The following is a 23,344-nucleotide window of genomic DNA, read 5'->3' as shown; positions in this document are numbered from 1 at the left end:
GCCCCCCATCGCGTAGTGCTCCGACCGATACGCTGCCGCATTTGGCAAATCCCGGAAAACCGTGTAAGCTGTGCGATGAAACACTTCGACCGCACTGCCGAAGCCGAGGGCAAGCCCCTCATTGAACCCAAGAAGAAGACCACCAAGCTCAACATCGCCATGATCTCCGCCCTCCTGCTTTTTCTCGCCGTGGGCGTCGGCATGATCTCATCGATGGACTGAGCCATCCGCTCCCCTGCGCCGCGCGTTCGAACGCCCCGGCGGCGCCGGCGCGAAGATTACTCGCGTTCCAACACGTAGGGTGTCTGCTCGGTTTCCCGCACCTGCTCGACGAACGATTCAACCTCGCTGGCAAGTTCCTTGGGCCAGTGGCCGGGGAGCCACTCAAGCCGGCGCTCAACCTCCACTCGCCGGTTCACCTCATCATAGTGCGGCGTGAAGAGGTAAGAGCCAAACTCCGCCTCGATCGTGACCGGCTCCGGCGCTTCGTCGACCATGTAGCCGGGCGGCAAAGTAAAGGTCATGCGCTCAATCACCCGGCTGGAGCTCAAGCGGATGGGGTTCTCCCGCTGCTCTGCCTTTAGGCGCGGCAGATCGGTCGGCAGCACCACCGGGTTGAACACAAAGAGCACGTTGCGCATCAACCGCGCGTAGCCCTCGCCGCTGAACGTCATGTCCATCCGGACGCTGTCGTCGTCGAATTCATCGGCGAAGCTTAACGAATCGATCGTCGGCGCGGTCCACCGATCGCGAAACTGGCCCTTCATGCCGCGTTTGCGCTGGTCCTCATCGGTGCGGCGCAACCACGCCCGCAGCGGCGACGCGTCGTCCCCGCGGTAGGTCACCCGCATACGGCCCGTCGCCGCGCCGTGCTCATCGAGCGAGAGTTCGATCTCGCGTTCGATGGAGGAGCGCGCCGGATCCAATGCCGGCAGTTCAACGAGCCCCCCCTGCTCGGCGGACAACCAGAATCCCTGCGCCGACAGGCCGGCCGAGTCCAGTCGCCCCGGCGGGGTGTATTCATCCGTTGGGTCAAAGACCAACCAGCGCCGTCCTTCCGGCCCGACGAACGAGGCCACGTCCCCCGGCGCCGATTCGTCCAAGGGAATGCTGAGCACACAGTGGTTGAACTGCGCCGGCGACACCCAGTCGGTTTCGATTTCGTAGCGCGCCCCGGAACTCACCAACAGTTCGCGCGCGTCCAATCCGACCGCGCGCAACAGGGCGCGCAAGTAGACGGACTTGTCCTTGCAATCGCCGTAGCCCACCCGCTGCACGTCGGCCGCCGCCCGGGGACGGTAGCCACCCGACCGACCGACATCGAGCGCCACCGAAATGTAGCGCACGTTCTGCGCCTGCCGACACAGGCGTTGAATGCGTTCCCAATTGTTTTCGGCGCCAGCCACTGTCTCCACCGCCGCCGCCCGCACGGTCGCGTCGGGCGTGGAAGCCCGTTCGTAATCGCCGGCAAAATACGCCCCCAGTTCCTGCCACGATTCCACCCCAATCATGGTGCGGGTGCGGCTCTCCGCCGACGGCGCGATCAAGGCCACACTCATTTCGATCACTCGCGACGCGCTCCGCGGGGACCAGGTTTCCCACCCCACCCCCGGCAGGTTGCGCAGCGTCCAGGTGTGCGTGCGGCCCTCTTGCTCCGGCGCAACGCCAGGATGATTGGAGAACTTGGTGCGAAAGTCCCAGCCCGCCGGCAGCGTCACCGCGATGGCGGAGCGCACGACCGGCAACTGACTGCGAAACGTCCAGTGCAGCTCCGCCCAATCCGATTCGTCCATCCACTCGATTTCGTAGGCAAACACGTCGCCCTTGCGCGCCACCGTCGCGGCATCGGCCACAATCGCCACCCGACTCTCGCCATACAGTTCCAGTGCACTCGCATGCGCCGCCACATCGACCCGCTCCTTCTTGCCATACTCGCGCACCCGTCCGTCGGGACTCACGAGCCACGCTTTGATCGAGCGCACCCGGCCGGCGTCCTCCAGGTAACTCGCCGAGGCGACCGCCTCATCGCGACCTTCATCGCGCAACAGCCGGATGACCCAACGGGAGTGATGATTGACTCTCCCCGTGCGTTCGACCTCGACCTCGCTGTCGTCCCACAAAACCACCGCCGCCGCATCCCCTGTCTCCACGGCGACGGGCTGCTCGGCGGCCGCCAACACCCACGCCGGCGCTTTGGTCCGCGCGACCAGCGAGCCGGTCGCCGCCAACAGCGCCACGGCGGCAAGAATCCAACATAAACGGCGAGCAAAGGACGGGGCAGGCATGGACACGGGAAGCGGGGGCAAGGTCGGGACTTAGTCGCGCAGGCGGCGCAGGGTGAGCGTATGGTTATCCGAAGCCTGGCGGGCCTCAAAGAGACCCTTGATGAAATCGTAGCGTTCGGTGCCGTGCACCATCTCGTTCAAGGACCATCCGCGCCGCAGCCTCACCTCCCGGGAATCGGGCTGCACCGTCAGCCGATTCTCGTAGGTGCCAATGCGTCCGAAATCGACCCGGTCAGGCGCCGAGGGCTCCTCCAGTTTGAAACCTTCCGGATAAACGATGGTGATGTCATCCAGCTCGCTCCAGAGGTAGGGGAACAGGATGCGGGTCGTGCGTTTCTCGGCCTCAAACACCGGATCCTGGCCGCGGTTGAACACCGCCGGGGAGAAAAACAAACGGGAGCCGGTGCGATCGGCGAAGCCCGGGACGGTGAGGCGGTAACGAATCACGAGGGGTTCCAGGACGTCGTATTTGTGGGCAACGTCGAAGTCGCTCACTTCGGCGTTGGCGAGACTCTCGCGCAGCCATTCCTGCTTCGAATCCCGATCCTCTTCGGCCGAATCCTTTTCGCGGTTCTTTCGCCACGACAACGCCCAGTAGCCTTGCAGGTGTTCCTCGACGGTGCCTTCGAGGTCGCCGTTTTCCTTCAACTCAAAACGAGCCACGCGCCGGCGCAGGGAATGGCGGGCGGCCGAACCCGGCGAGGTTTCGGTCACTTCCTGTTTCGAGTCGCCGATGCAGGTGAGCGCAAAGGAGTTCTCCGGCGCCAGCATGCTTAGCGGCAGATAGGTCGCACCGGGGTCCGTGAGGATCCAACCGTGCGCCATCTTGATGGCCGCGACTTCGCGGAAGAGAAAAAACCGCTCGGTGATGTTGCGACTGACCGGGAAACTTTCGCGGTCCCCGACCGTGGCGAGGCGCACATCAAACCCGGCCTCGGCGGCCAGCGCGATGAAGGTGCGGTTGATCCAGTGATCGTCGCCCATGCGGTGTTTCAGCACGTCCTTCACCGAATCGATTTTGGGCGGATCATCCGCATTGGCGGCCACCGCTTCGGGCGAGTCGCGATCCAGGTTGATCAATTGTGAACGGCAAAAGTCGTGCAGCTTCCGCAGCTTGGCTTCGGTGTCTTCGCTACCGTCGAGGATCGTCTCCAGTTCTTTGCGCAAGGTGCGTTTGCTGGTGCGCAGGATGGCCCGGGTCTCCTTGGCGAGATCGCTGCTCACTTCGCGCCAGTATTGATCCGGCTTCATGTTCGTGCCGTAGCTCAGGTAGAGCAGCACCGTCGCCCCGATACCCTCAAAGTCCGGCGTGTAGGGTTCCTCCGGGAGCGCCGGCAAATCGGTCATGACATAACGGTAGCGATTCCCCCGATCGGGTTTCACCTCCTCCTTCGGCCGGTTGAGGAAAAGGGTTTTCACCACCCCTCCCACCGGGGGCAGCCGCACTTCATACTCACAGTGGCGCACCGGTCGGGACTCCTGGAATTGCAGCAGGTTGATGTAGCCCGCGCCGCCGCCGATACGCTCAAATCGATACTCAATGATCACTCCCGGCTCGAGCCCCGGCGGGGCAAAGGAGGTCGTCATCACGCGCACGCCCCGGGTCTTCACGGTTTCCCGCACAAACACATCGTCCTCGTCGAGCTCGATAATCGTGCCGTCGGGTTTGATGGTTCTCGCCTCCACCTTGTGCACCCGCCCACCGGAGCGGTGCTCGAGTTCAATCTTGGCGAACTCTTCGACGCCCTTCTCGTCGTAGATTCGCACCCGGAAATAGACCTCGCGGTCGGGGTTCCCCAAGCGGATGCGCTTAAAAATGATTTCGCTGTGCGCCTCCGGATCGATTTGGGAACGAGTCTGGTTCCACTCCGCCGGATCGATCGGGTCCCAGTCATTGCGGGCCTCAAGCGAAGTCGCGGTCAGCGCCAACAACAGCGCGAAGACCGCGATCGCCAAGCGGGCCGAGCTTCCCCTTGCGAAGGGGCTGTTGCGCGGAAGAAACGCAGACAAGCGGTTAACGGCTCGAACAAAGGCGGGGTAAGGGCACATTTTCATGGGAACGAACACAGGCTGGAGGAGAAATTGCCATGATCTGCCAGGTGGTGGAGTCCGGCACCCTTTGGTCGTTTGAGCAGCATCCGCCGGCGTGCGAACCGGAGTTCCTTTGAACGGCCGTCACGTGGAAACGCTCCAACTCTACGCAGATCATCATTGTCTAATCGCAGGGGGCGGATCGGCCAGGAATCGTCCCTAGGGTGCCAAACAAACACGCGCTTGTTACGACATGGCAAGACTTTGCTGATCCGCTCGGAGTTTTCGCCCCGCCTCTTGCCCGCCCCCCCCGCAGCCCCGCAATTGCACAACTTGCGATTAGCCAGAGGCAATTCTCACGCAGCATAAGGTTATTATTTCTAATAGCCTAATCCTCCGCGCACGCGTTCAGCCATGAAACCCCATCTCTACCTGTCGCTCTTACCGGAGGCTCTCGTCGCCTCCCATCTGCCGCCCGCCAATTTTGGCGCCTACCTCGCCACCGGATCGCGCAAACGGGCGCGCGGTCAGGCGATCTTTTTCCGGCTCTCCGACAACTACGCCGCGCAAAAACTCCAGGAGATGGACATCTCGTCCGACCTCGAACGCGGTGACACCGAACACCCGCGACACTCCGCCTACCTCTCGATCTATCGGGTGCTCGAGCACACGCCGCTCGACGCGCTCGAGGCCCTTTACCTCGTGACCAACGACGGCCGCGTGCTGGAGCTGCAACCCGCTGACTACTTCCGCGTCGAGGGCCCCCGTTTCCACCTCTACCAGGAATTCGCGCCCGTCACCCCGCGGGTCGTGAGCACGCTCGGCCCCCGGCAGTTTGCCAAGCAGATCACCGACGCTGAACAGAATGTTTCCGTGCCCACCCTCGTGTTTGCCGAACTGGATCTGCAACGGCTCGCCGACGACCCCGAGGCCGAGGGCATCGAAGACCTCCCCTACGCCAACCTGGAACACTTGCGCGACTGCCTGCGCGAGTTGCGCACCAAAGTCGGCAAACCGACCAAGACGGTCATCCGCTACCTGCAGCAGGACGTGCTCTTCCGCACCATCCACCGCGGTTTCTACGTCGCCCAGGCTGGCGGCGGATTCCGTTTCTTCCCCTTCCCCGACCGCACCGTGCTGGAGACCAACCACTACCCGTGGTGGCGCTCCGCCCTGAGCACTTGGGGCGAATAGCCCGCCCCTCCCCCTGCGGGTCGGGTGTGATGCCCGACCTCCGTCGCATCCGCCTTTTCCCGCCATGAGCTCCTCCTTATTTTGGTTCGTCCCCCTCGCATCCGCGTGTGCTCTGGGCTTTGCCGCCTGGTTCTACCGCCGCATGAAAGCCGCCCCCGAGGGGACGCCGCGCATGGCCGAGATCGCCGGCCACGTGCGAGCGGGTGCCATGGCGTATCTGCAGCAGCAATACAAGATCGTCGGCCTCTTCTTCCTCATCCTCACCGGCGTGTTCGCTTGGCTGGCCTACGGCCTCGGGCTGCAGAACACCTGGGTGCCCTTCGCTTTCCTGACCGGCGGTTTCTTCTCCGGCCTCGCCGGTTTCTTCGGCATGAAGACCGCGACCTACGCCTCCTCGCGCGTCGCGCACGCCGCCAGCCAGTCTCTCGACGCCGGCCTGCGCCTCGCCTTTCGCAGTGGCGCGGTCATGGGCCTCGTGGTGGTCGGCCTCGCCCTGCTCGACATCTCGGTCTGGTTCGTGGTGCTCAACCGCTTCGTCACCGACGTCGATCCGGTGCACAAGCTGCTCGTCATCACCACCACGATGCTGACCTTCGGCATGGGCGCCTCACTCCAGGCGCTCTTCGCCCGCGTCGGCGGTGGCATCTTCACCAAGGCCGCCGACGTGGGCGCCGACCTCGTGGGCAAGGTCGAGGCCGGCATCCCCGAAGACGATCCGCGCAACCCCGCCACCATCGCGGACAACGTGGGCGACAATGTCGGTGACGTCGCCGGCATGGGGGCGGACCTCTACGAATCCTACGTTGGCTCCATCCTCGCCACCGCCGCCCTCGGCGCCGCGGCTTTCGCCGCGTCCGGTGATGTCGATGCGGCCTACAAATCCGTCATCGCTCCCATGCTCGTCGCCGCCGTCGGCACGCTGCTGTCCATCATCGGCATCTTCGCCGTGAGAGTGAAGAGCGGTGCCTCCCAACGTGACCTGCTCAACGCCCTCGGTCGCGGCGTCAACCTGAGCTCCGTGCTCATCATCGCCGCGTCCTACGGCATCCTGCGCGCGCTCGACCTGCCCAACTACACCGGCATCTGGGGCGCCATCGTGGTCGGTCTCATCACCGGCATCGTGATCGGCAAGGCCACGGAGTATTACACTTCGCAGGAGTTTAAACCCACCCAGGGCATCAGTGACCATGCGCGCACCGGTCCGGCCACCGTCATCATCTCCGGCCTCGGCGTCGGCATGATGAGCACCGTGGTGCCGGTCATCGCCATCGTCATCGGCACGACCCTCGCCTACGGGTTTGCGGCGGGTTCGTGGCACTTTGAACCCGAATCCATTTCGCTCGGGCTCTACGGCATCGGCATCGCGGCGGTCGGCATGTTGTCGACACTCGGGCTCACGCTCGCGACCGACGCCTATGGTCCCATCGCCGACAACGCCGGCGGCAACGCCGAGATGGCCGGCCTCGGACCCGAGGTGCGCCGCCGCACCGACGCGCTCGATTCCCTCGGCAACACCACCGCCGCCACCGGCAAGGGTTTCGCCATCGGTTCCGCCGCCCTCACCGCCCTCGCGCTGCTCGCCTCCTACGTCGAGGAATTGAAGATCGCCATGCTGCACAACGAGCAGGACAGCTTCGTGCTCCGCGGTGGCGAGGTCATCAACACCGCCCTCGCGACCTTGCCGCAGTTCATGGAGTATTTTCAGGTCAACCTCATGAACCCGAAGGTGCTGCTCGGCATCTTCATCGGCTCGATGATGGCCTTCCTTTTCTGCGGCCTCACCATCAACGCCGTCGGTCGCGCCGCCGGTCGCATGGTGGAGGAAGTCCGCCGGCAATTCCGCGAGTTGCCCGGCATCCTGGAAGGCAAAGACACACCGGACTACGCCCGCTGCGTCGCCATCTCCACGGCCGGCGCGCAACGCGAGATGTTGTTCCCGTCGGTCATCGCGGTCGCCGTGCCGATTCTGGTTGGCATCCTCTACGGCGTGCCGGGGACCTTCGGCCTGCTCGGCGGCGGTCTCTCCACCGGTTTTGTGCTGGCCGTCTTCATGGCCAACTCCGGCGGCGCCTGGGACAACGCCAAGAAATACATCGAGGAAGGCCACCACGGCGGTAAAGGCTCCGCCGCGCACAAGGCCGCCGTCATCGGCGACACCGTGGGCGATCCCTTCAAGGACACCGCCGGCCCATCCCTCAACATCCTCATCAAACTGATGAGCATGGTCTCCATCGTCACCGCCGGCGTGAATGTCGCCGTGACGATTTTCTAAGGATCGCCTCAGAGCTTTTCCAAAATGGCCGCCAGCAGGTGATCCTTCACCTGTTCGGCGGCCTGCGTGTTCTTGAGAAACCCCGCCACCTCAACCCGGAACCGCGGCGTCTCCTGCAAGGCCCGCGCCGCTGCCGGGTTCGACGCATCTTTGCGCCAACGGTGACGAGCCTTGCGGGCCGCAAAATGCTCCAACGCATGCGGCGCTTCCACATCCACCCCGGCTTTGCCGAGCAGATGGAGGCGCCAGAACTGTTCGCCTCCGGTTTCCATCGACCGCGTCAACGTCAGGTCACCGACCTCGGCCAGCGGCACCACCGCCCGGCGCGGCCCCCGCCAGGTGAAACGCGTGAGGTGCAGGTGCGTGTCATCCAGTCGGCACTCCGCACGCGGCCAGGCCGTGCTCAGGAAGATGAACAAGGGGAGCAACATGAACGCCCCCGTGAACCAGGAGATGACCGGAATCCCCGCCGCCGTCACGCCGCCCAAGACCAGCAGGATCACCAACTGCAACCAGGCCGCCTTGCGCGCCGCCGGTTGGTCGATACGCCAAATCCGCACGCCCGCCTCGACGGACTCTGTCACGCCCGCTTCGCGCATGAAGTCGTCCGGTCGGCGCACGACCTCAGACTCCAACAAGGGCGCCGGTGCCACACCCAGCGCCAGATCCTCCCCACGATCAAACACCGGCACCGCAAAGGTCGTATCCAGTTTTCCCCCACCACGGAGCGGCGCCGTGATCTGCAACCGCCAGATCACGCGCGCCTGCGGATTCGACTCATCGGTGGGTTCGCCCTTGCCGCGGGGCACCTGAAACAGCACCGGCACGTCCCGTAACGCCGCCCGGTGCGCGAGCTTTTCGTCGTCGAGCACGGTGCCGGTTTCCCAAATCACGACGTCACGTGTGCGGCGATTCTTGCCCGAACCCGACACCGTTTCCCGCACGTTGCGTAGCTTGAGGGTCACATCACCCGCCACCTCCGCTCCGTGTGGAATGTGCACCACTCCACCCACAAAGCCGCCCCACGACCCGGGCAGGGGGTCGGGACGAAAGACCAACGTGCCCAGCCGACGATGGTGCGCCCAACGTTTCCACGCCGACCTCAACATCACCAACCCGACGACCCAAAACAGCAAAACCAGCAGGATGAGGTGGTTGCCTTTACGCAGTTCGGCCGGGATCGCCCAAACCGCCGGGGCGCTCAGCCCCATGAACACCAGCGCAAACAAACTCAACGCGATCGCCTCGCCCTTCGCCCCGCCGGAGATCTCACCGGCATGCCACTCCTCCTTCCAGTGCCAAGGCTCATCCGGATACTGTTCGCGCAGTGCCTTCTCGCGAGCGGCTCGGGCGCTGGATTTCGCCGTCACCCCCGCCAGCAATGCCCACATTCCGGTCAAGAACGCTCCCACCACGGCCACCCCCGCGCCCTGCTCATTCCCCGCCCCTTTCAGCTCCACCGTCCACCAACCCAGGGCGATGGTGACCACCACCAACGTCCCGACCAAACGTGCCCGCCCGCCTGACGATTCTGGTGCCGGTGCCCGGTTCATGGCCCCCGGATGCTGGGACTCCGCGCCCCAAAATCAATCCCAGCCCCGGCCAATTTGTAACCCAATAGGTGACAATTTTCGGGAAGATGCCCAGAGGTGGAACCCGCGCCGCGCGGCCTTCGGGTTGGCCGGTCTTGCTTTCCGCTTTGCACCGCCGGGCGAAACCGCGAGCCTGAGCAGACGCATGGATTTCATTCTCGACCGCGACGACGACGCCCCGACCCGACCCGGCTTTCCGCCGATCGACTTCAAGGCCGAGCTCAATGAGGAGCAATACAACGCCGTGACCGCCCCGCCCGGCCCGGTGCTCGTGCTCGCCGGCGCTGGCTCCGGCAAGACCCGCACGCTCACCTATCGCGTTGCCTGGCTGCTCCACCAGGGCATCCCGCCCGGCGAGATCATGCTGCTCACCTTCACCAACAAGGCGTCCAAGGAAATGCTTCACCGCGTGCACGACCTCACCGGCGCCGAAGCCAACCGTTTTTGGGGCGGCACCTTCCACAGCCTCGGCAACCGCGCCCTGCGCATGTTTGGCGATTCGCCCGCGCTCAAGTTGCCGCGCAACTTCACCATCCTCGACGCCGACGAATCCGAGTCGCTCCTCAAGCGCGTGGTTGAGGCCGAGCAAAAGTCCTTCTTCAAGGACAAGACCAACCCGCGACCCGGACCCCTCTTCAGCGTGATTTCCATGTCGCGCAACACCCAGAAGTCCCTCGCCCAGACCGTCGACGAACACTACCCGCAATACGCCGATATCGCCGTAGCCCTGCCGACCTTCGCCAAGGCCTACGCCGAATCCAAACGTGAGCAAAACGTGGTCGACTACGACGATCTGCTCGAGCTCTGGCTCAAGCTCCTGCAGGAGGACAAGCAGGTCGCCGACTACTTCGCGCAACGCTTCCAACACCTGCTCGTCGACGAGTATCAGGACACCAACACCATCCAGTCCCAGATCGTCGACGCCCTCGCCCCTCACCACCGCATCATGGCCGTCGGCGACGACGCCCAGTGCATCTACTCGTGGCGCGGCGCGAACTTTGAGAACATCATGACCTTCCTGGACCGCCACCCCGGCGCCCAGCTGCACCGCATCGAGACCAACTACCGCTCGACCCCGCAGATCCTCAACCTCGCCAACGGCGTGCTGCTCGCCCAACCCGTCGGCCGCCACTTCGACAAGGAACTCCGCGCCCATCGCGCCAATTCGCAAAAACCCTACGTCGTTCAGACCATGGACGACCGCGAGCAGGCCGAGTTTCTCATCAAACGCATCCGCGCCCTGGTCGAGGACGAGGGCGTCTCGCCGCACGAGATTGCCATCCTCTACCGCTCGCACTTCGTCGCGCTCGAAACCCAGCTCGCCTTCTCCCGCGCCGGCATTCCCTATCACATCACCTCGGGCGTGAAGTTCTTCGAGCGCCAGCACGTGCGCGACCTCGTCGGCATGCTGCGCTTCGTCTACAATCCGACCGACGAATCGGCCTGGCAACGCGTCGCCTGCCTGCTGCCCAAGGTCGGCGAAAAAGGTGCCCAGAAAATCTACGCCGCCGCACTCGATCACGCCCGTCTCATGCAGCAGGACTTTGTCGACGCGCTCACCACCGACGACGTGCTGAGCAAGGTCCCCAAGGGCGCGCGCGACGAGTGGCCCAGCTTCTGCGCCTCGCTCAAACAAACCGCGGTGGCCATGCGCGAAGAGACGCCGCAAATCACCGTCGAGGTCGCCATCGACGGCTGGTATGGCGACTACCTCAAGGGCGCCTTCGCCGACTACATCGACCGCCTCGACGAACTCGGCGCGCTCGCCGGCTTCGCCTCCCGCTACAACGAGATGCAGGACCTGCTCGCGCAGATCGTGCTGCTCAACGGCGAGACCAGCGACCGCTCGGTCGACCCGAATCAGGAGGCCGTCAAACTGACCACCGTGCACCAGGCCAAGGGTCTCGAATACGACGTCGTGTTTGTGATCGGTTGCGCCGACGGCCAGTTCCCCACCCGCCGCTCCATCGAAGCCGGCGACGTCGAGGAGGAGCGCCGCCTCTTCTACGTCGCCGTCACCCGCGCCAAGAACGAACTCTATCTCTGCTACCCCAAGGTCGCCACCAAGGGCGGCCCCGGCGGCATGCTGCTGAGTCCCTCCCGCTTCCTCCAGGAACTCCCGCCCGATCTCTACGAAGGCCTCCGCATCAAACGCGCCTACGGTTGGTGAACCTCAGTGGCGGCTTTTTGCAGCTCGATTGTCGCACGTTCTGCGACATCCATGCAGCTCGGTTCACCACGTATATTCACCCCACCATGTTGACCTTAGCCCGGCTTCGGCTCACGCGCATCCTGGCGGCCTTCCTGATTCCGGCCGCCACCCTCAGCGCCGATTTCGTCGTCTCGGTTTCATCCGAGGTGCAAAACGTCTATCCAACCGTCTACGCGTCGGGAACGCACGTCATCCTCGGAACCGACGAAGCCACCGTCGCAGCCGCAACGGGATATCAGTGGTTCCACGACGGGGCTCCAATCGCCGGCGCGGTGAACCCCCAATTGGAACTCGTCCGCCTCGACGCTGCCGACGCCGGCAACTATCGCCTGCAAGTTTCCCGCGGCGACCACACCGAGTTCAGTTCCAACACCATTGTCATCAACGTTGCGCCCGCCGCGCCCAGCGTCGTCGATACCACCTTTGCCGCTCCGGCTGATCTCCCGACCTCGGACTACACCGCGCCCCCAACGGAAGCCGGCCGGGTCCTTGCCCGCACGTCTCAGGGGCGCGTGCTCACCTCCCGTGCTCCGTTCTCGTTTGACCGGAACGGATTGGCGCTGCCCCTCACGCTCCCGACCGACTTTGATGGCCAACAAGTCCTCACCGAAGCCGTGGTCCGCACCGATGGCAGTTTCTTCCTCCGCCAAGGTAACCGTCTCGCCCGCTTTGCAGCCGACGGCACCCTCGACTCCGGATTTCGTTTTCAAGCCCCCTCCCCTTCCCGCCTCGAAAGTGTGATCCTCGACTTCTTGGAGCGCCCGTTGGTCACGCTCCGTTTTCCCAACCACGAATCACCCGACAATTACACCAACGGTCGAGACACCACGCATCGGCTACTGCCCGATGGCACCTTCGATCCTGCCTTTGCCGGGCCTCGCACCAGCGTGCTCTACAGCCACCTCACGCTATATCCGCTCGTCGACGGTCGCTGTGTGGTTTATGAGGCCTACCATGGCTACAGCGGGCTCTATCTCATCCGCGAGGATGGCTCCCCCGATCCCATGGTGTCGCCGGCCTCCGGGGTAGGAACGGACCAACCGCGAGTGGATCCTTTTCGCGGGCTGATCTACTTCCTACCCGCGGTGCCCGCCCCTCCCTATCGCTACCGTATCACCTCGAACGCGATTGAGACGGATGCCGATTTTTTCCCCGGATACCAACGCCCGCTCCACTCCTCCTACACCGTAAACTCCGACGGGAGCTTCTACCTGTATGGTGAGTTCGACTCGTGGGATGGCCACCTCACGACCAACGTCGCCCGTCTCCACCCGGATGTCAGTCTGCCTGGTGGCCCCTTGCCCACGGCGTTCATCGTCGGTGGCAAAAGCAACATCACCCGGGGAGCCAACGTCACCCTTACCGCAATCCCGCGGGGAAGCGGCCCCTTCTCCTACCAGTGGATCGCGTTGGACCGGCAACCGCTGCCCGCCAATACAACCGGTCCGACGTTGGAGATCGCCGACGTTCAGTTGGAGAACTTGGGCCGCTATCAACTTCGCATCTCCGGGCCTGGTGGTTCGACGCTGAGTGGTGTCGCCAAACTCGCCGCCGAGAATTCGGTTGCGGGACTCGCCAACCTTTCCGCCCGAGCCGTGCCGGGCGACGGTGAGGACGCCATGATTGTCGGCTTCGGCGTGCAACGCCCTTCGTCGGGCTCCACCGGTTCCTTTTTGCTCCGCGGCGTTGGTCCGTCTCTGCAGGACCACGGCGTAGCCGCACCGCTCGCCGATCCGAGTCTCAAGCTATTCACCGTCGACGGCACCCAAATTGACGCCAATGACAATTGGACTGACAACCCAGCGAAAGACCTAATCCGCGAACGTAGCGCCCAACTAGGAGCCTTTCCACTTCGGGAACCCAGCCTCGATGCGGCTTTGCTGGTCGGGGTGCAGCAGTCCGGCAGCCTGACGGTTCACCTCAACAGGAACCCCGCCGATCAAGGCCCGGCCCTGCTGGAAGTTTACGAAATCGCCGACCTTCAGAATTTTTTCCGCTATGCGACGTTGGCGAATCTCTCCCTCCGGGCCCGCTCCGCGCCCGGCGACGCCACCGCCACCGCCGGATTCGTGCTCACCGATCCGCTGGGCTTCGACCGCCCTCGCCGGCTGTTGCTTCGAGCCGTCGGTCCTACCCTGGCCTCCTATGGCATCACCCATCCCCTCCCCGATCCGGTGCTCACTCTGCGCAACGCAGCCGGAGAGGTTTTGATGTCCGTCGACAACCGGGACGATGTCGCCGACACCGATCAGCTCGCCGCCATCGAGGCCGCCGTGGGCGCCTTCGAAGTGCCGCCAGACTCGCTCGACGCCGCTTTCGTGATCGAACTTCCGCCAGGCGTCTACACCCTGGCAGCGAGCGACCGAAACGACGCATCTGGCGTCGTGATCCTGGAAATTTATCTAATTCCCTAGGCGTAGGGTGGCAGGGCACTGACGGCACCCTCCAGGTGCTTCCTGACATCCGAACGAACCCCACCTCCGATGAAACTCACCGTCGCCCAGCGCCGAACCTTGCTGGTCACCCTCGGCCCACGCTTTGAAGCCAACGACCAGCGCCACCCCAAGTTAAAGTGGACCGGAGTCCTCGCCCGCTTGGAGGCCTATCCCGCCAAACTCGCGGTTTTGCACGAAATGGAAGCCACCGGCGGCGAGCCCGACGTCGTCGACCACGACGCGAAATCGGGCGAAGTGACCTTCATGGACTGTTCTCCCGAGAGCCCGGCCGGCCGCACCGCACTCTGCTACGATCGCGCGGGTTGGGAATCGCGCAAAGCCCACCATCCCGCGGGCAACGTCGTCGACACCGCCCACACCATGGGCGTCGAGCTCCTGACCGAAGAGCAATACCAGCACCTGCAATCGCTCGGTGAGTTTGACCAGAAAACCTCCAGTTGGCTCGCAACGCCTGCCGACGTGCGAGAGCGCGGCGGCGCGCTCTTCGGCGACCGCCGCTACGGCCGCGTCTTCATCTACCACAACGGCGCCCAGTCCTACTACAGCGCCCGCGGCTTCCGCGCGGCGCTGCGGGTATGAGCGCAATACAGCGCAGGGGCGCAGCGCCCCCTAGAGTCAGCGCCGAATCCGATCCCATCCCGGGGGCCGAAACACGATCGGCACCACGATCGATTGTTCGATCTTTTCTCCCGCCGCAGTGGCGGCGCGAAACTTCCATGCGCGCATCGCTTTTTCACACGCGACATTGAGCCGTTCATCGCTACTTGCGATCACCTCGATTTCGGTCGGACGTCCATTGCGTTGCACGTTCGCCTTCAACAGCACGATCCCATACCCTTGTTCGAGCTCCTTGGGATAGTCGGGCAGCTTCCGCCGAACCACCAAAGCCGGCCGATCCCCGCGAGCACGCGCGACCGCCTGATCGTAGGGCAACCCCTCTTCCGGAACGATCTGTGCCGCCGGATAGCGCACAAACATATCGAGCATGGTGATGACCGGATACTCCTCGTTCAACGCGGGCTGAAAAACGAACTGCTTGACCGCTTTCTCCACCGCCGCGGTCCAGCGGACATCCGTGATCGGGTGGACCCGAACCTGCATCACTTGTCCCGTTTCATTGATCAGCACCCGGGCCATCGCAACCCCTTGTTCTTCGGCGTCAGGATCGTCAGGGCGCTCCACCGCGACCAGCTTCAGCGGCACCGGCAACTGATCCACCTCATTGGCCGGCACGAACGCGATTTCATCCATCACCGGATTAAATTCAAAAGGAGCGGTGAATCGGCGCCATCCGACCTTTCCCTCGGGCATCGGCTGGAAAACCCATTGTTCAACCGCACGCCGCGCCTCCCGGCCAAATTCCTCACGGGAGGCTTCCAAAACCCGGACGAAACGCGTGTCGCCATTCGGTGCGACGAGAAGTTCAAGCGTTGCACTTCCGTCCATGCCCTGCAGCCAAAGTTCCTTCGGATACTGCGGCGCAACTCGCGTCAACATGCGCGGAGGCTCCGGCGGACTCACCACCTCCGGGCCGGCTTCGATCGTCTCTGCGCTCACGAGCTCGACCGGTTCGTCAACCGCATAACGAGCGGCCAACCCTGCGACATTCCAACCCGCCCCCATTTCGTCGTCCCCCGTCCAACCGCCCAACACCGCGGCCTGCAGTGCCGGCGAAAACTGTTCCGCCAGAGCCTGATCCAGCAGGATCTGCTCGTAAACTTCGCCACGAGGCAAACCGACCTCGTGTTCCAGCAGCATCGCCGCGGTCTCTTCATCACGACGGTCCAGCGCCTGTGCCCACAACACCGCCGCGTTGGCCGCAATCGTAACGGGTTTCACCCCCAGTTCCAAAAGTCGCGCCGCGACCTGGTGGCTGCCTTTCTCCAGTGCGACCGCCACAAAGTCCCATCTACCGTCGGGACTCATCGTATGCGGATCCGAGCCGGCCTCGACCAACAGATCCAACATTTCGACCTGATCGCTCACAATCGCTTGATAAATCGGGAAGTAATTCTGTTTCGCCAGCACGTCCCAATCGATGCCTCGCGCCAACAAAGCACGCATGATTTCCGCATCTCCTTGCGCCGCTGCGACGCGCAGGAGCAGGTAGGTCGAGCCGGCGGCGATATCACCGCCTTGAACACGGGCCCCATGCTCCAACAGCAGCTTGACGGCTTCGGCATTTCTCGCCCCGACCGCTCGAATCAATGGCTGCAAAAATGCCAGTTCTCTCCGCGGCCATTCGACTCCCGCCTCCTGCAGTTTTTGCACCATCTCGCGACTTCCGCCCATCGCGGCCAGGATGAGCGGATTGGCGCCTTCGTCTCGACTCCACTTACCTTTGCGGTGGGACAAAAGCAGGTCGGCAATCTCCCATGCGCGAAGGTTCAGCGCGAGATTCAGCACGAGCACGCGCTCCCGACCTTTGCTCTCTGGATCCACCCCCTCCTCAAGCAACCAAGCCACCACATCCCGCCGACCAGCCAAGACGGCCCGCCACAAGAGATTGGGTCCGGGGTGGCGTTGCCAGGACCGTTGCTCCGCAGCCCACTGCTGGAGCGAGGCCAGACTCCCGTTCAAGGCGAGCCGCTCGCAAATCTCCTCGTCCAACTTTTGCCAGACGGATTTCGTGTCGGCTCCGCCTCCGACTGTTTGCTGGTCATGTAGAAGAGACTGCGCAAAACGCACGTCCGCAGTTTTCGCTCTCCCCTTGGGATGAAGCACCACCGGCTTTCCGTCACGAAACACGCCGCACCACAAATAGCCGTCCGTCTGTTCGCGTCGCATTTTGATTTTATCCCCGTAGATCCATGATTGGCCCTTCGGGATTGTCGGTATCGGTCGAAAAGCCACGTGGATCAGTTCCCCTTCCTCCACCCACGCCCGGGCAAAATACAATCCGGTTAGATCCTCCTTGGCCTGAATGCTGGCGCGCACCACCACGGATGAAAATTCAACCCAGGAGCCTTCGATCCGCGGGGAATGATGGACCGCGTAACTGACGGACATCTCGCCTTTGACCAACTCATAGTCTCCGGACTCGCCGAAGCGAAACACGCCACCCAGTTCCAATGGAAATGCCTTCCCGTCCCGCACGGTGGCAGGCCCGGCTCCGATCGCCGCCTGCACCGGCACGGAGCCATCTTCCTGGTCATACCACAGGGTCGGTTGCCCGAAACAAAACCCGCTAACCGCCAGGAAAATCAACCATGCGAAAGATCGACCGAAAATATTAGGATTCACCCGGGCTGCTGTCGACTTCGCTAAGTCCATACAAGACCCGCAAGTCACCGCGATCAGACGTCACCGGCAACCGAATTCTCCGGCACATGGGAAATTCAAAGCAGTCCCCAAATTCGCCCCGAAAATCGCAGTGGAGGCTTTCGGAAAACCCGTTGTCTTGGAGATACTGGCCAACACCCCACAGCGCATGCCATGACCCGATCCAAACTTGGTCGCCCAGGCCTCACCGCCATCCTGTCGATATTCATCAGTGCTTTAGCCGGTGCTCAGTCTGTTCGCCTCGCCGAAGTTCCATTCACCTCTTTTGCCACCACCGGAGGCACTCTCAAGATCACACCCGGCAGTGCCATGACGCTGGATCTCGGTTCCTGGTCTCCGCCCGCAGGTCCCTCCTCGGTGCAATGGTATCACGACGACATCGCGATCAGCGGGGCCACGCAAGCGGAGCTCCGACTGACCAACCTCGCGCCATCCGACTCCGGCAACTATCGCGCCGCCATCACCACTCCGCTCGGCACCACGTGGACCGCGAACACCGTGGCCATCAATGTGCAGCCCCTGCCGCCGTCGGGCATCGACGACAGCTTCACAACGGTGGCCCTCCCGGACGAGAGCGGCCCGGGAACTCGCTCGCCGCTCGCGTTTATGCCAGACGGTCGCATCGCCATCCGTTATGCCACCGCAGGCGGCACCGGGATCGCGGTGCTGCAACGCGACGGCTCGCTGCAAAGCCAGTTCCTGCTACCGGCTTCAAACGGCGTGTTGCTCACGACCACCGCAGATGGTCGCCTGCTGTTCTCCCGCGCTCCCCACTTGCGGGCCGCCACGGGCGAGGCGCTCGACTTCACGTTACCCGCCACCTTCGATCCGAACACTCCGCTCGAACAGATCGATGCCCTCGCCGACGGCAAACTCCTGCTCCGGCAGGGCTTCACCCTCGTGCGCTGCCTGGCCGACGGCACGCAGGACGCCACCTTTACACCGATCGATTTGGAACCGGGTGACTATCAGCGCCACACGGTGGACGCGCAGGGTCGCGTTTATGTGTCAAACCAGCGCATCCGTCCGCATCCGTTCCTGTCCGACCTCACGGAAAAAACCGCCAGCTGCATCCGATACGGTTCGGACGGTCTCCCCGACACCACTTTTATCCCGATCGGAGCCGAAAGCGTCGAGCGCGGCCGCCACTGGGCCTACGATTTGTTTATCCGGCCGCTCGACGACGGACGCCTCGTCGTGCTCCAGCGCTACGGATCCGCGGCCAACATCATTCAACTCCACCGGGAGGACGGCAGCTTGATCGCCGGATCACCGCTGGATTTGGGCCTGCAGTATTGGCCGCCTTTGGTGGACGTCGTCCGTCATCGACTCTTCCTGAATGGCGAAAAGCTGGCTCGCGTCACCATCCACGCCACCGGTTTCTCCATCGACGAAACGGCCTACTTTGGTTTCCTCGAAGCCGCATGGCGCTTTGATTTTCCGTTCCTCGCGCCCACCGGCGAGCTGTATGTCGGCACTTACAACGTCTCCGGTGCCCAGCGAGCGGGCGGCGGATTCGTCCGCCTCCGCCAGGATCTCACCCTGCCGTCGGGCTTCGCGCCGCACGTGGATCTCGTCTTCCCTATCTACTGGACCCTCCACGCCGGTTCTGACGTGACGCTTCGCAGCCAGATTTCGGGCGATGCCGGGCTTGCCTACCAGTGGCTCGCCCTCGACGGCCAAACCCTGCCCGCCGTCACCACGGCCGCCGAATTGACGATACCCAACTTTCAAGCGCAACATCTGGGGCGCTACCAGCTGCGTGTTTCCAACGCGTATGGCAGCACCCTGAGCGCTGTGTTCGATCTGCTCGCGGCCGACCGTCCCACCACTCTCGCCAACCTCTCGGGCCGAGCCGTGCCCGGTGAAGGTGACAACGCGCTGATCGCCGGGTTCAGCGCCACCCCCGGAGCTGGTGCCGGCCCCTGGCTGCTTTTCCGTGGAGTCGGGCCCGGCCTGGTGCAATACGGCATAACCCAGCCCGTATCCGATCCTGAACTACGCCTGTTCAATGTCGCCGGCGAGCAGATCGGCGACAACGACACCTGGGGTCCAACCACCAACGCCCGCAACCGCTTCAACGCGGTCGGCGCCAAGGTGGGCGCATTCCCGCTGCCGACCGACAGCGCCGACGCCGCGCTCGAACGCGGCCTCCATGACCGCGAACCCTACACCGTTCAATTGGTGAACAAGGGCGCCACCAACGGTCCCGGCTTAATCGAAATTTACGAGGCCACCGACGAACGCAAAGGACTCCGCAACCTTTCGCTGCGCGCCCGCACCGGTCCCGGACTCGCCACCGCCAACGCCGGTTTCGTCCTGACCGACTACGCCGGCTTCGGCCGTCCCGCCCGCGTGCTGCTCCGCGCCGTGGGCCAGGGCATGCAGGCCTACGGGGTCAGCGACACGCTCAACCAACCCCGGCTCACCCTGCACCGCGCTGACGGCACCGTGCTTCGTCAGGGCGGACCATGGCACCGGGAGGCGGACGCCGCCCAAATCCGCTATGCCACCCCCGTCGTCGGAGCCTTTCCGCTGGCCGAGGACGGCACCGATGCCGCCATGGTGGCCGAACTCGCGCCCGGCGCATATTCCCTCACCGTCGATTCGCTCGATCCTGCACAGCTGGAAGGTGTGGTGATCCTGGAGGTCTATCTCCTTCCCTGAGCGCGAACGCCGCGCCGGTATCGCGAACCAGAGAACGGTCGCCACCGTTTGCGATCCCACGGGTTGCTGTTTTAGCTCGGCCGTCTTTGCGCCGAGTCCGTCTGGATTCGGTCCGCCCCTTCCCTCACCCAACCCCCTACGACCTAACCATGAAATTCCTTCAAAGGACCTTGGCCATGGCCTTGCTTCCCCTCGCCACCCACGCCACCGCGATCGAGGTCTCGCTCGACGCGCAACAGCGCGAGCACCCGATCAATCCGATGATCTACGGCCAGTTCATCGAACACCTTGGCCGTTGCATCTATGGCGGCATCTGGGCCGAAATGCTGGAAGACCGAAAGTTCTACTTCGAGGTCACGCCCGACTACGCGCCCTACACCAGCCTCGAAGACACCGAATTCCCCGTCATCGGCGCCTCGCCCTGGCAAATCACCGGCGACACCGCTGGTCTTGAGATGGTCGCCGAGGATTCCTTCGTCGGCGATCACACCCCGCACTTGATGGCCGGCACCGGCATCCGCCAGCTCGACCTCACGTGGGAAAAGGGCCGCGGCTACGAGGGCTACGTCTGGCTCAAGAAGACCGGCGAGGGCCACGCCCGCGTCACCCTCACGCTCGGCGGCGTCGACGCCCCCGGCACCTTCGAGTTCGTCGTCACCGGCGACGACTACGAAAAATATCCCTTCTTCTGGGCAGCCACCGCCGACAGCGCGAAGGGCACCTTCGCCCTCGAGGTGACCGGCGGCGCGGCTTTTGTCGGCACCGCCTCCATCATGCCCGATGACAACATTCGCGGCATGCGCGCCGACACCCTCGCGCTGATGAAGCAGCTCGACGCTCCGATCTACCGCTGGCCGGGCGGCAACTTCGTCAGCGGCTACGACTGGCGCGACGGCGTCGGTGACCGCGACCGCCGGCCGCCCCGCCGCAACCCGGCCTGGGAAGGCGTTGAGCACAACGACTTCGGCACCGACGAGTTCATGGACTTCTGTCGCACCGTCGGCGCCGAGCCGGTCGTCACCGCCAACATGGGCTTTGGTGATCCGCACTCCGCCGCCCAATGGGTGGAGTATTGCAACAGCGGCGCCGAAACTGCCGGCGGCCGCATGCGCGTTGAGAACGGCACGGTCGAGCCCTACGACGTCGACCTCTGGTGCGTGGGCAACGAGATGTGGGGCAACTGGCAGCTCGGTTACATGCACCTGGATCAATACACCCTGAAGCACAACCGCGCCGTCGCCGCCATGCGCGAGGTCGACCCGGATCTGGTGCTCATCGCTTCCGGCGACATCCGCACCCGCAGCACCAGCGTCGACGGCAGTCGCGAGCGCGGCTGGTCCGAGGGCATCCTGCAGGACAGCCACGCCTCCATGACGCACATCTCCGAGCACTTCTACGCCGGCCGCACCCCCTGGCAGTTGGAGATCGGCCATGAGCCCATCGAGCAGCACGTCACCCGCATCGCCGACTTCATCAAGTTCATCACCGATCAACACCGCGCGCTGCAGCCGACCATCGAACAACTCGACGGCCGCATCGTGCCGATTGCCATGACCGAGTGGAACTACTGGCACCGCGACTACGTCTACGGCGAACTCGGCTGCGTTTACGACCTGCAGGACGCCCTCGGCATCGCCGCCGGCCTGCACGAATATTACCGCCAGAGCGACCTCGTGCAAATGGCTTACTACGCGCAGACGGTGAACGTGATCGGCGCGATCAAGACGACCGACACCGCCGCCGAATTCGCCACCACCGGCCTCATCCTCAAGATGTATCGCGCCCACTTCGGTGACGTCCCGCTTACCCTTGAGCAGGACTTCGACGGCCTCGACGTCGTGGCCGGTCTGGATGACGACGGCAAGGTCCTCACCCTCGCGGTGATGAACCCGAAGGCGGAAGCGGTGACCGTGGACCTCGACCTGTCCAACGCTGCACCCAACGCCCAGGCGCACCGCTACTGGGTGGGCGGCAGCAGCCCCGACGACGCCAATGCGCCCGGCCAGCCGCGCCAAGTCGACGAACACCACGATATGGTCGCCGTCTCCTCCGGCCTCACCGCCCCGGCCCTTAGCGCGACGATCTTCCGCATCCCGCTGGAGTAATCTCCTCGCGGCCGGTTGCATTCAATCTCACGGTGTGGAGGGTCCTACCCTTCACACCGTTTTTTTATGCCTATTCACCCCCGACTGACCGAACTTCACTCCGAAATCACCGCGTGGCGGCGCGACATCCATGCTCATCCGGAGATGCTCTATGAGACGGAGCGCACCGCCGGCATTGTGGCGGAAAAGTTGCGCGCCTTCGGCTGCGACGAAGTCGTGACCGGTATCGGTCGGGTCGGCGTGGTTGGCATCATTCACGGCAAGTCCCGCGTGTCCGATCGGGTGGTCGGTCTGCGCGCCGATATGGACGCGTTGCCCATCACCGAAGCAACTGGTGCAAAACACAGTTCCACCAAGCCCGGCGTGATGCACGCCTGCGGGCACGACGGGCATACCGCCATGCTGCTGGGCGCGGCGCAGGTGCTGGCGGAGACCCGCAACTTCGACGGTTCGGTCGCGGTGATTTTTCAACCCGCCGAGGAAGGTGGCGCCGGCGGCAAGGCCATGTGCGACGACGGCCTCATGAAACGTTTCGGCATCGAGGAAGTTTACGGCATGCACAACATGCCCGGTATTCCGGTTGGTCACTTCGGCATGCGCACCGGTCCCTTCTTCGCCTCGGCCGACGAGTTTGCCATCACCCTCACCGGCAAGGGCGGTCATGCCGCCATGCCGCACAAGACGATCGACCCCACCGTCGCCGCTTCCCACCTCGTGCTCGCGCTGCAGACCATCGCATCGCGCAATGTCGACCCCATGCTGCAGGTCGTCGTCTCGGTCACGAGTTTCCGCACCGCCAGCGAAGCCTTCAACGTGATCCCGCCGTCGGTCGAACTGCGCGGCACGGTGCGCGCGCTTTCCAACGAAGCCCGCGAAGTCGCCCTTCAGCGGGTGGAGGAGATCGCCGCCGGCATCGCCGCCACCTATGGGGCCAAAGCGGAGTTCACGCCCCACAACACCGGTTACCCCGTGACCTTCAACCACGCCCCCGAAACCCAACACGCCGCCGCCGCCGCCCGCGCGGTCGCGGGCGAGGACGCGGTCGACACCAACGCCCCCGCCATCATGGGCGCCGAGGACTTTTCCTTCATGCTGCAGGAGCGTCCCGGCGCCTACATCCTGACTGGCAACGGCGACACGGCCAATGTCCACCACCCGGCCTACGACTTCAACGACGACGCCATCCCACACGGTGCCTCGTTCTGGATCACACTCGTCGAACAACGCCTGCCGCTCAACGACTGAGCG

Annotated in this window: 13 protein-coding genes; 9 read left to right on the top strand and 4 right to left on the bottom strand. The window is 64.0% G+C overall.

Features of this window, described 5'->3' with window-relative positions:
* The first annotated feature begins 75 nt into the window (after positions 1-75).
* Complete coding sequence (locus AC0MRV_RS13295) at positions 76-222, top strand: hypothetical protein (RefSeq protein WP_472764969.1); 147 nt, start codon at positions 76-78, stop codon at positions 220-222.
* 56 nt (positions 223-278) lie between these two features.
* Here AC0MRV_RS13295 and AC0MRV_RS13290 read toward each other — a convergent pair whose 3' ends face one another.
* The gene (locus tag AC0MRV_RS13290; protein ID WP_472764968.1) at positions 279-2,285 is read right to left on the bottom strand and encodes a DUF3857 domain-containing protein; all 2,007 of its coding nucleotides are present in this window, start codon (positions 2,283-2,285) and stop codon (positions 279-281) included.
* Between the two features lie 30 nt (positions 2,286-2,315).
* Positions 2,316-4,295, bottom strand: a complete 1,980-nt coding sequence (locus AC0MRV_RS13285; RefSeq protein WP_472764967.1) for a DUF3857 domain-containing protein — start codon at positions 4,293-4,295, stop codon at positions 2,316-2,318.
* Between the two features lie 435 nt (positions 4,296-4,730).
* Here AC0MRV_RS13285 and AC0MRV_RS13280 point away from each other — a divergent pair, with 435 nt between their 5' ends.
* Positions 4,731-5,510 (top strand): hypothetical protein, encoded by a 780-nt coding sequence (locus AC0MRV_RS13280; protein WP_472764966.1) that lies wholly within the window; start codon positions 4,731-4,733, stop codon positions 5,508-5,510.
* A 64-nt stretch (positions 5,511-5,574) separates the two neighbouring features.
* A complete protein-coding gene (locus tag AC0MRV_RS13275) occupies positions 5,575-7,782 on the top strand; it encodes a sodium-translocating pyrophosphatase (protein WP_472764965.1) in 2,208 nt (735 codons plus the stop codon).
* Positions 7,783-7,790: 8 nt separating this feature from the next.
* Here the strand turns inward: AC0MRV_RS13275 and AC0MRV_RS13270 are convergent, their stop codons facing one another.
* Entirely contained in the window at positions 7,791-9,335 is a 1,545-nt protein-coding gene (locus tag AC0MRV_RS13270) for a hypothetical protein (protein WP_472764964.1), read from the bottom strand.
* Between the two features lie 184 nt (positions 9,336-9,519).
* Here AC0MRV_RS13270 and AC0MRV_RS13265 point away from each other — a divergent pair, with 184 nt between their 5' ends.
* The 3 genes from AC0MRV_RS13265 to AC0MRV_RS13255 all read left to right on the top strand — a co-directional run bounded on the left by AC0MRV_RS13265 (position 9,520) and on the right by AC0MRV_RS13255 (position 14,621).
* Positions 9,520-11,544 (top strand): ATP-dependent helicase, encoded by a 2,025-nt coding sequence (locus AC0MRV_RS13265; RefSeq protein ID WP_472764963.1) that lies wholly within the window; start codon positions 9,520-9,522, stop codon positions 11,542-11,544.
* Between the two features lie 86 nt (positions 11,545-11,630).
* Positions 11,631-14,000 carry a hypothetical protein gene (locus AC0MRV_RS13260; protein ID WP_472764962.1) on the top strand — a complete coding sequence of 790 codons (2,370 nt, stop codon included), beginning with the start codon at positions 11,631-11,633 and terminating at the stop codon, positions 13,998-14,000.
* A gap of 69 nt (positions 14,001-14,069) precedes the next feature.
* Positions 14,070-14,621, top strand: coding sequence for a DUF4256 domain-containing protein (locus tag AC0MRV_RS13255; RefSeq protein ID WP_472764961.1), 552 nt, complete (start codon positions 14,070-14,072; stop codon positions 14,619-14,621).
* A 36-nt stretch (positions 14,622-14,657) separates the two neighbouring features.
* On the opposite strand, the gene AC0MRV_RS13250 is transcribed toward AC0MRV_RS13255, so the two are convergent.
* On the bottom strand, positions 14,658-17,315 hold the full coding sequence (locus AC0MRV_RS13250) for a TonB family protein (RefSeq protein WP_472764960.1): 2,658 nt from the start codon (positions 17,313-17,315) through the stop codon (positions 14,658-14,660).
* Positions 17,316-17,477: 162 nt separating this feature from the next.
* Between AC0MRV_RS13250 and AC0MRV_RS13245 the strand changes: the two genes are divergently transcribed.
* The 3 genes from AC0MRV_RS13245 (at position 17,478) to AC0MRV_RS13235 (ending at position 23,341) form a co-directional block, all read left to right on the top strand.
* Positions 17,478-19,991 carry an immunoglobulin domain-containing protein gene (locus AC0MRV_RS13245; protein WP_472764959.1) on the top strand — a complete coding sequence of 838 codons (2,514 nt, stop codon included), beginning with the start codon at positions 17,478-17,480 and terminating at the stop codon, positions 19,989-19,991.
* Positions 19,992-20,167: 176 nt separating this feature from the next.
* A complete protein-coding gene (locus tag AC0MRV_RS13240) occupies positions 20,168-22,096 on the top strand; it encodes an alpha-L-arabinofuranosidase C-terminal domain-containing protein (protein WP_472764958.1) in 1,929 nt (642 codons plus the stop codon).
* 66 nt (positions 22,097-22,162) lie between these two features.
* Positions 22,163-23,341: a M20 aminoacylase family protein gene (locus AC0MRV_RS13235; protein WP_472764957.1), complete on the top strand. Its 1,179-nt coding sequence runs from the start codon at positions 22,163-22,165 to the stop codon at positions 23,339-23,341.
* Positions 23,342-23,344: the final 3 nt, after the last annotated feature.

Source organism: Actomonas spartinae (assembly GCF_051209155.1).
GTDB lineage: Bacteria > Verrucomicrobiota > Verrucomicrobiia > Opitutales > Opitutaceae > Actomonas.
This window is presented reverse-complemented; position numbering and strand designations above follow the sequence as displayed.

Excerpts from the sequence above, each read along its gene's own strand:
- AC0MRV_RS13295 (WP_472764969.1), top strand. The coding sequence starts at position 76 with ATGAAACACTTCGACCGCACTGCCGAAGCCGAGGGCAAGCCCCTCATT.
- AC0MRV_RS13290 (WP_472764968.1), bottom strand. The coding sequence starts at position 2,285 with ATGCCTGCCCCGTCCTTTGCTCGCCGTTTATGTTGGATTCTTGCCGCC.
- AC0MRV_RS13280 (WP_472764966.1), top strand. The coding sequence starts at position 4,731 with ATGAAACCCCATCTCTACCTGTCGCTCTTACCGGAGGCTCTCGTCGCC.
- AC0MRV_RS13275 (WP_472764965.1), top strand. The coding sequence starts at position 5,575 with ATGAGCTCCTCCTTATTTTGGTTCGTCCCCCTCGCATCCGCGTGTGCT.
- AC0MRV_RS13270 (WP_472764964.1), bottom strand. The coding sequence starts at position 9,335 with ATGAACCGGGCACCGGCACCAGAATCGTCAGGCGGGCGGGCACGTTTG.
- AC0MRV_RS13265 (WP_472764963.1), top strand. The coding sequence starts at position 9,520 with ATGGATTTCATTCTCGACCGCGACGACGACGCCCCGACCCGACCCGGC.
- AC0MRV_RS13260 (WP_472764962.1), top strand. The coding sequence starts at position 11,631 with ATGTTGACCTTAGCCCGGCTTCGGCTCACGCGCATCCTGGCGGCCTTC.
- AC0MRV_RS13255 (WP_472764961.1), top strand. The coding sequence starts at position 14,070 with ATGAAACTCACCGTCGCCCAGCGCCGAACCTTGCTGGTCACCCTCGGC.
- AC0MRV_RS13250 (WP_472764960.1), bottom strand. The coding sequence starts at position 17,315 with ATGGACTTAGCGAAGTCGACAGCAGCCCGGGTGAATCCTAATATTTTC.
- AC0MRV_RS13245 (WP_472764959.1), top strand. The coding sequence starts at position 17,478 with ATGACCCGATCCAAACTTGGTCGCCCAGGCCTCACCGCCATCCTGTCG.
- AC0MRV_RS13240 (WP_472764958.1), top strand. The coding sequence starts at position 20,168 with ATGGCCTTGCTTCCCCTCGCCACCCACGCCACCGCGATCGAGGTCTCG.
- AC0MRV_RS13235 (WP_472764957.1), top strand. The coding sequence starts at position 22,163 with ATGCCTATTCACCCCCGACTGACCGAACTTCACTCCGAAATCACCGCG.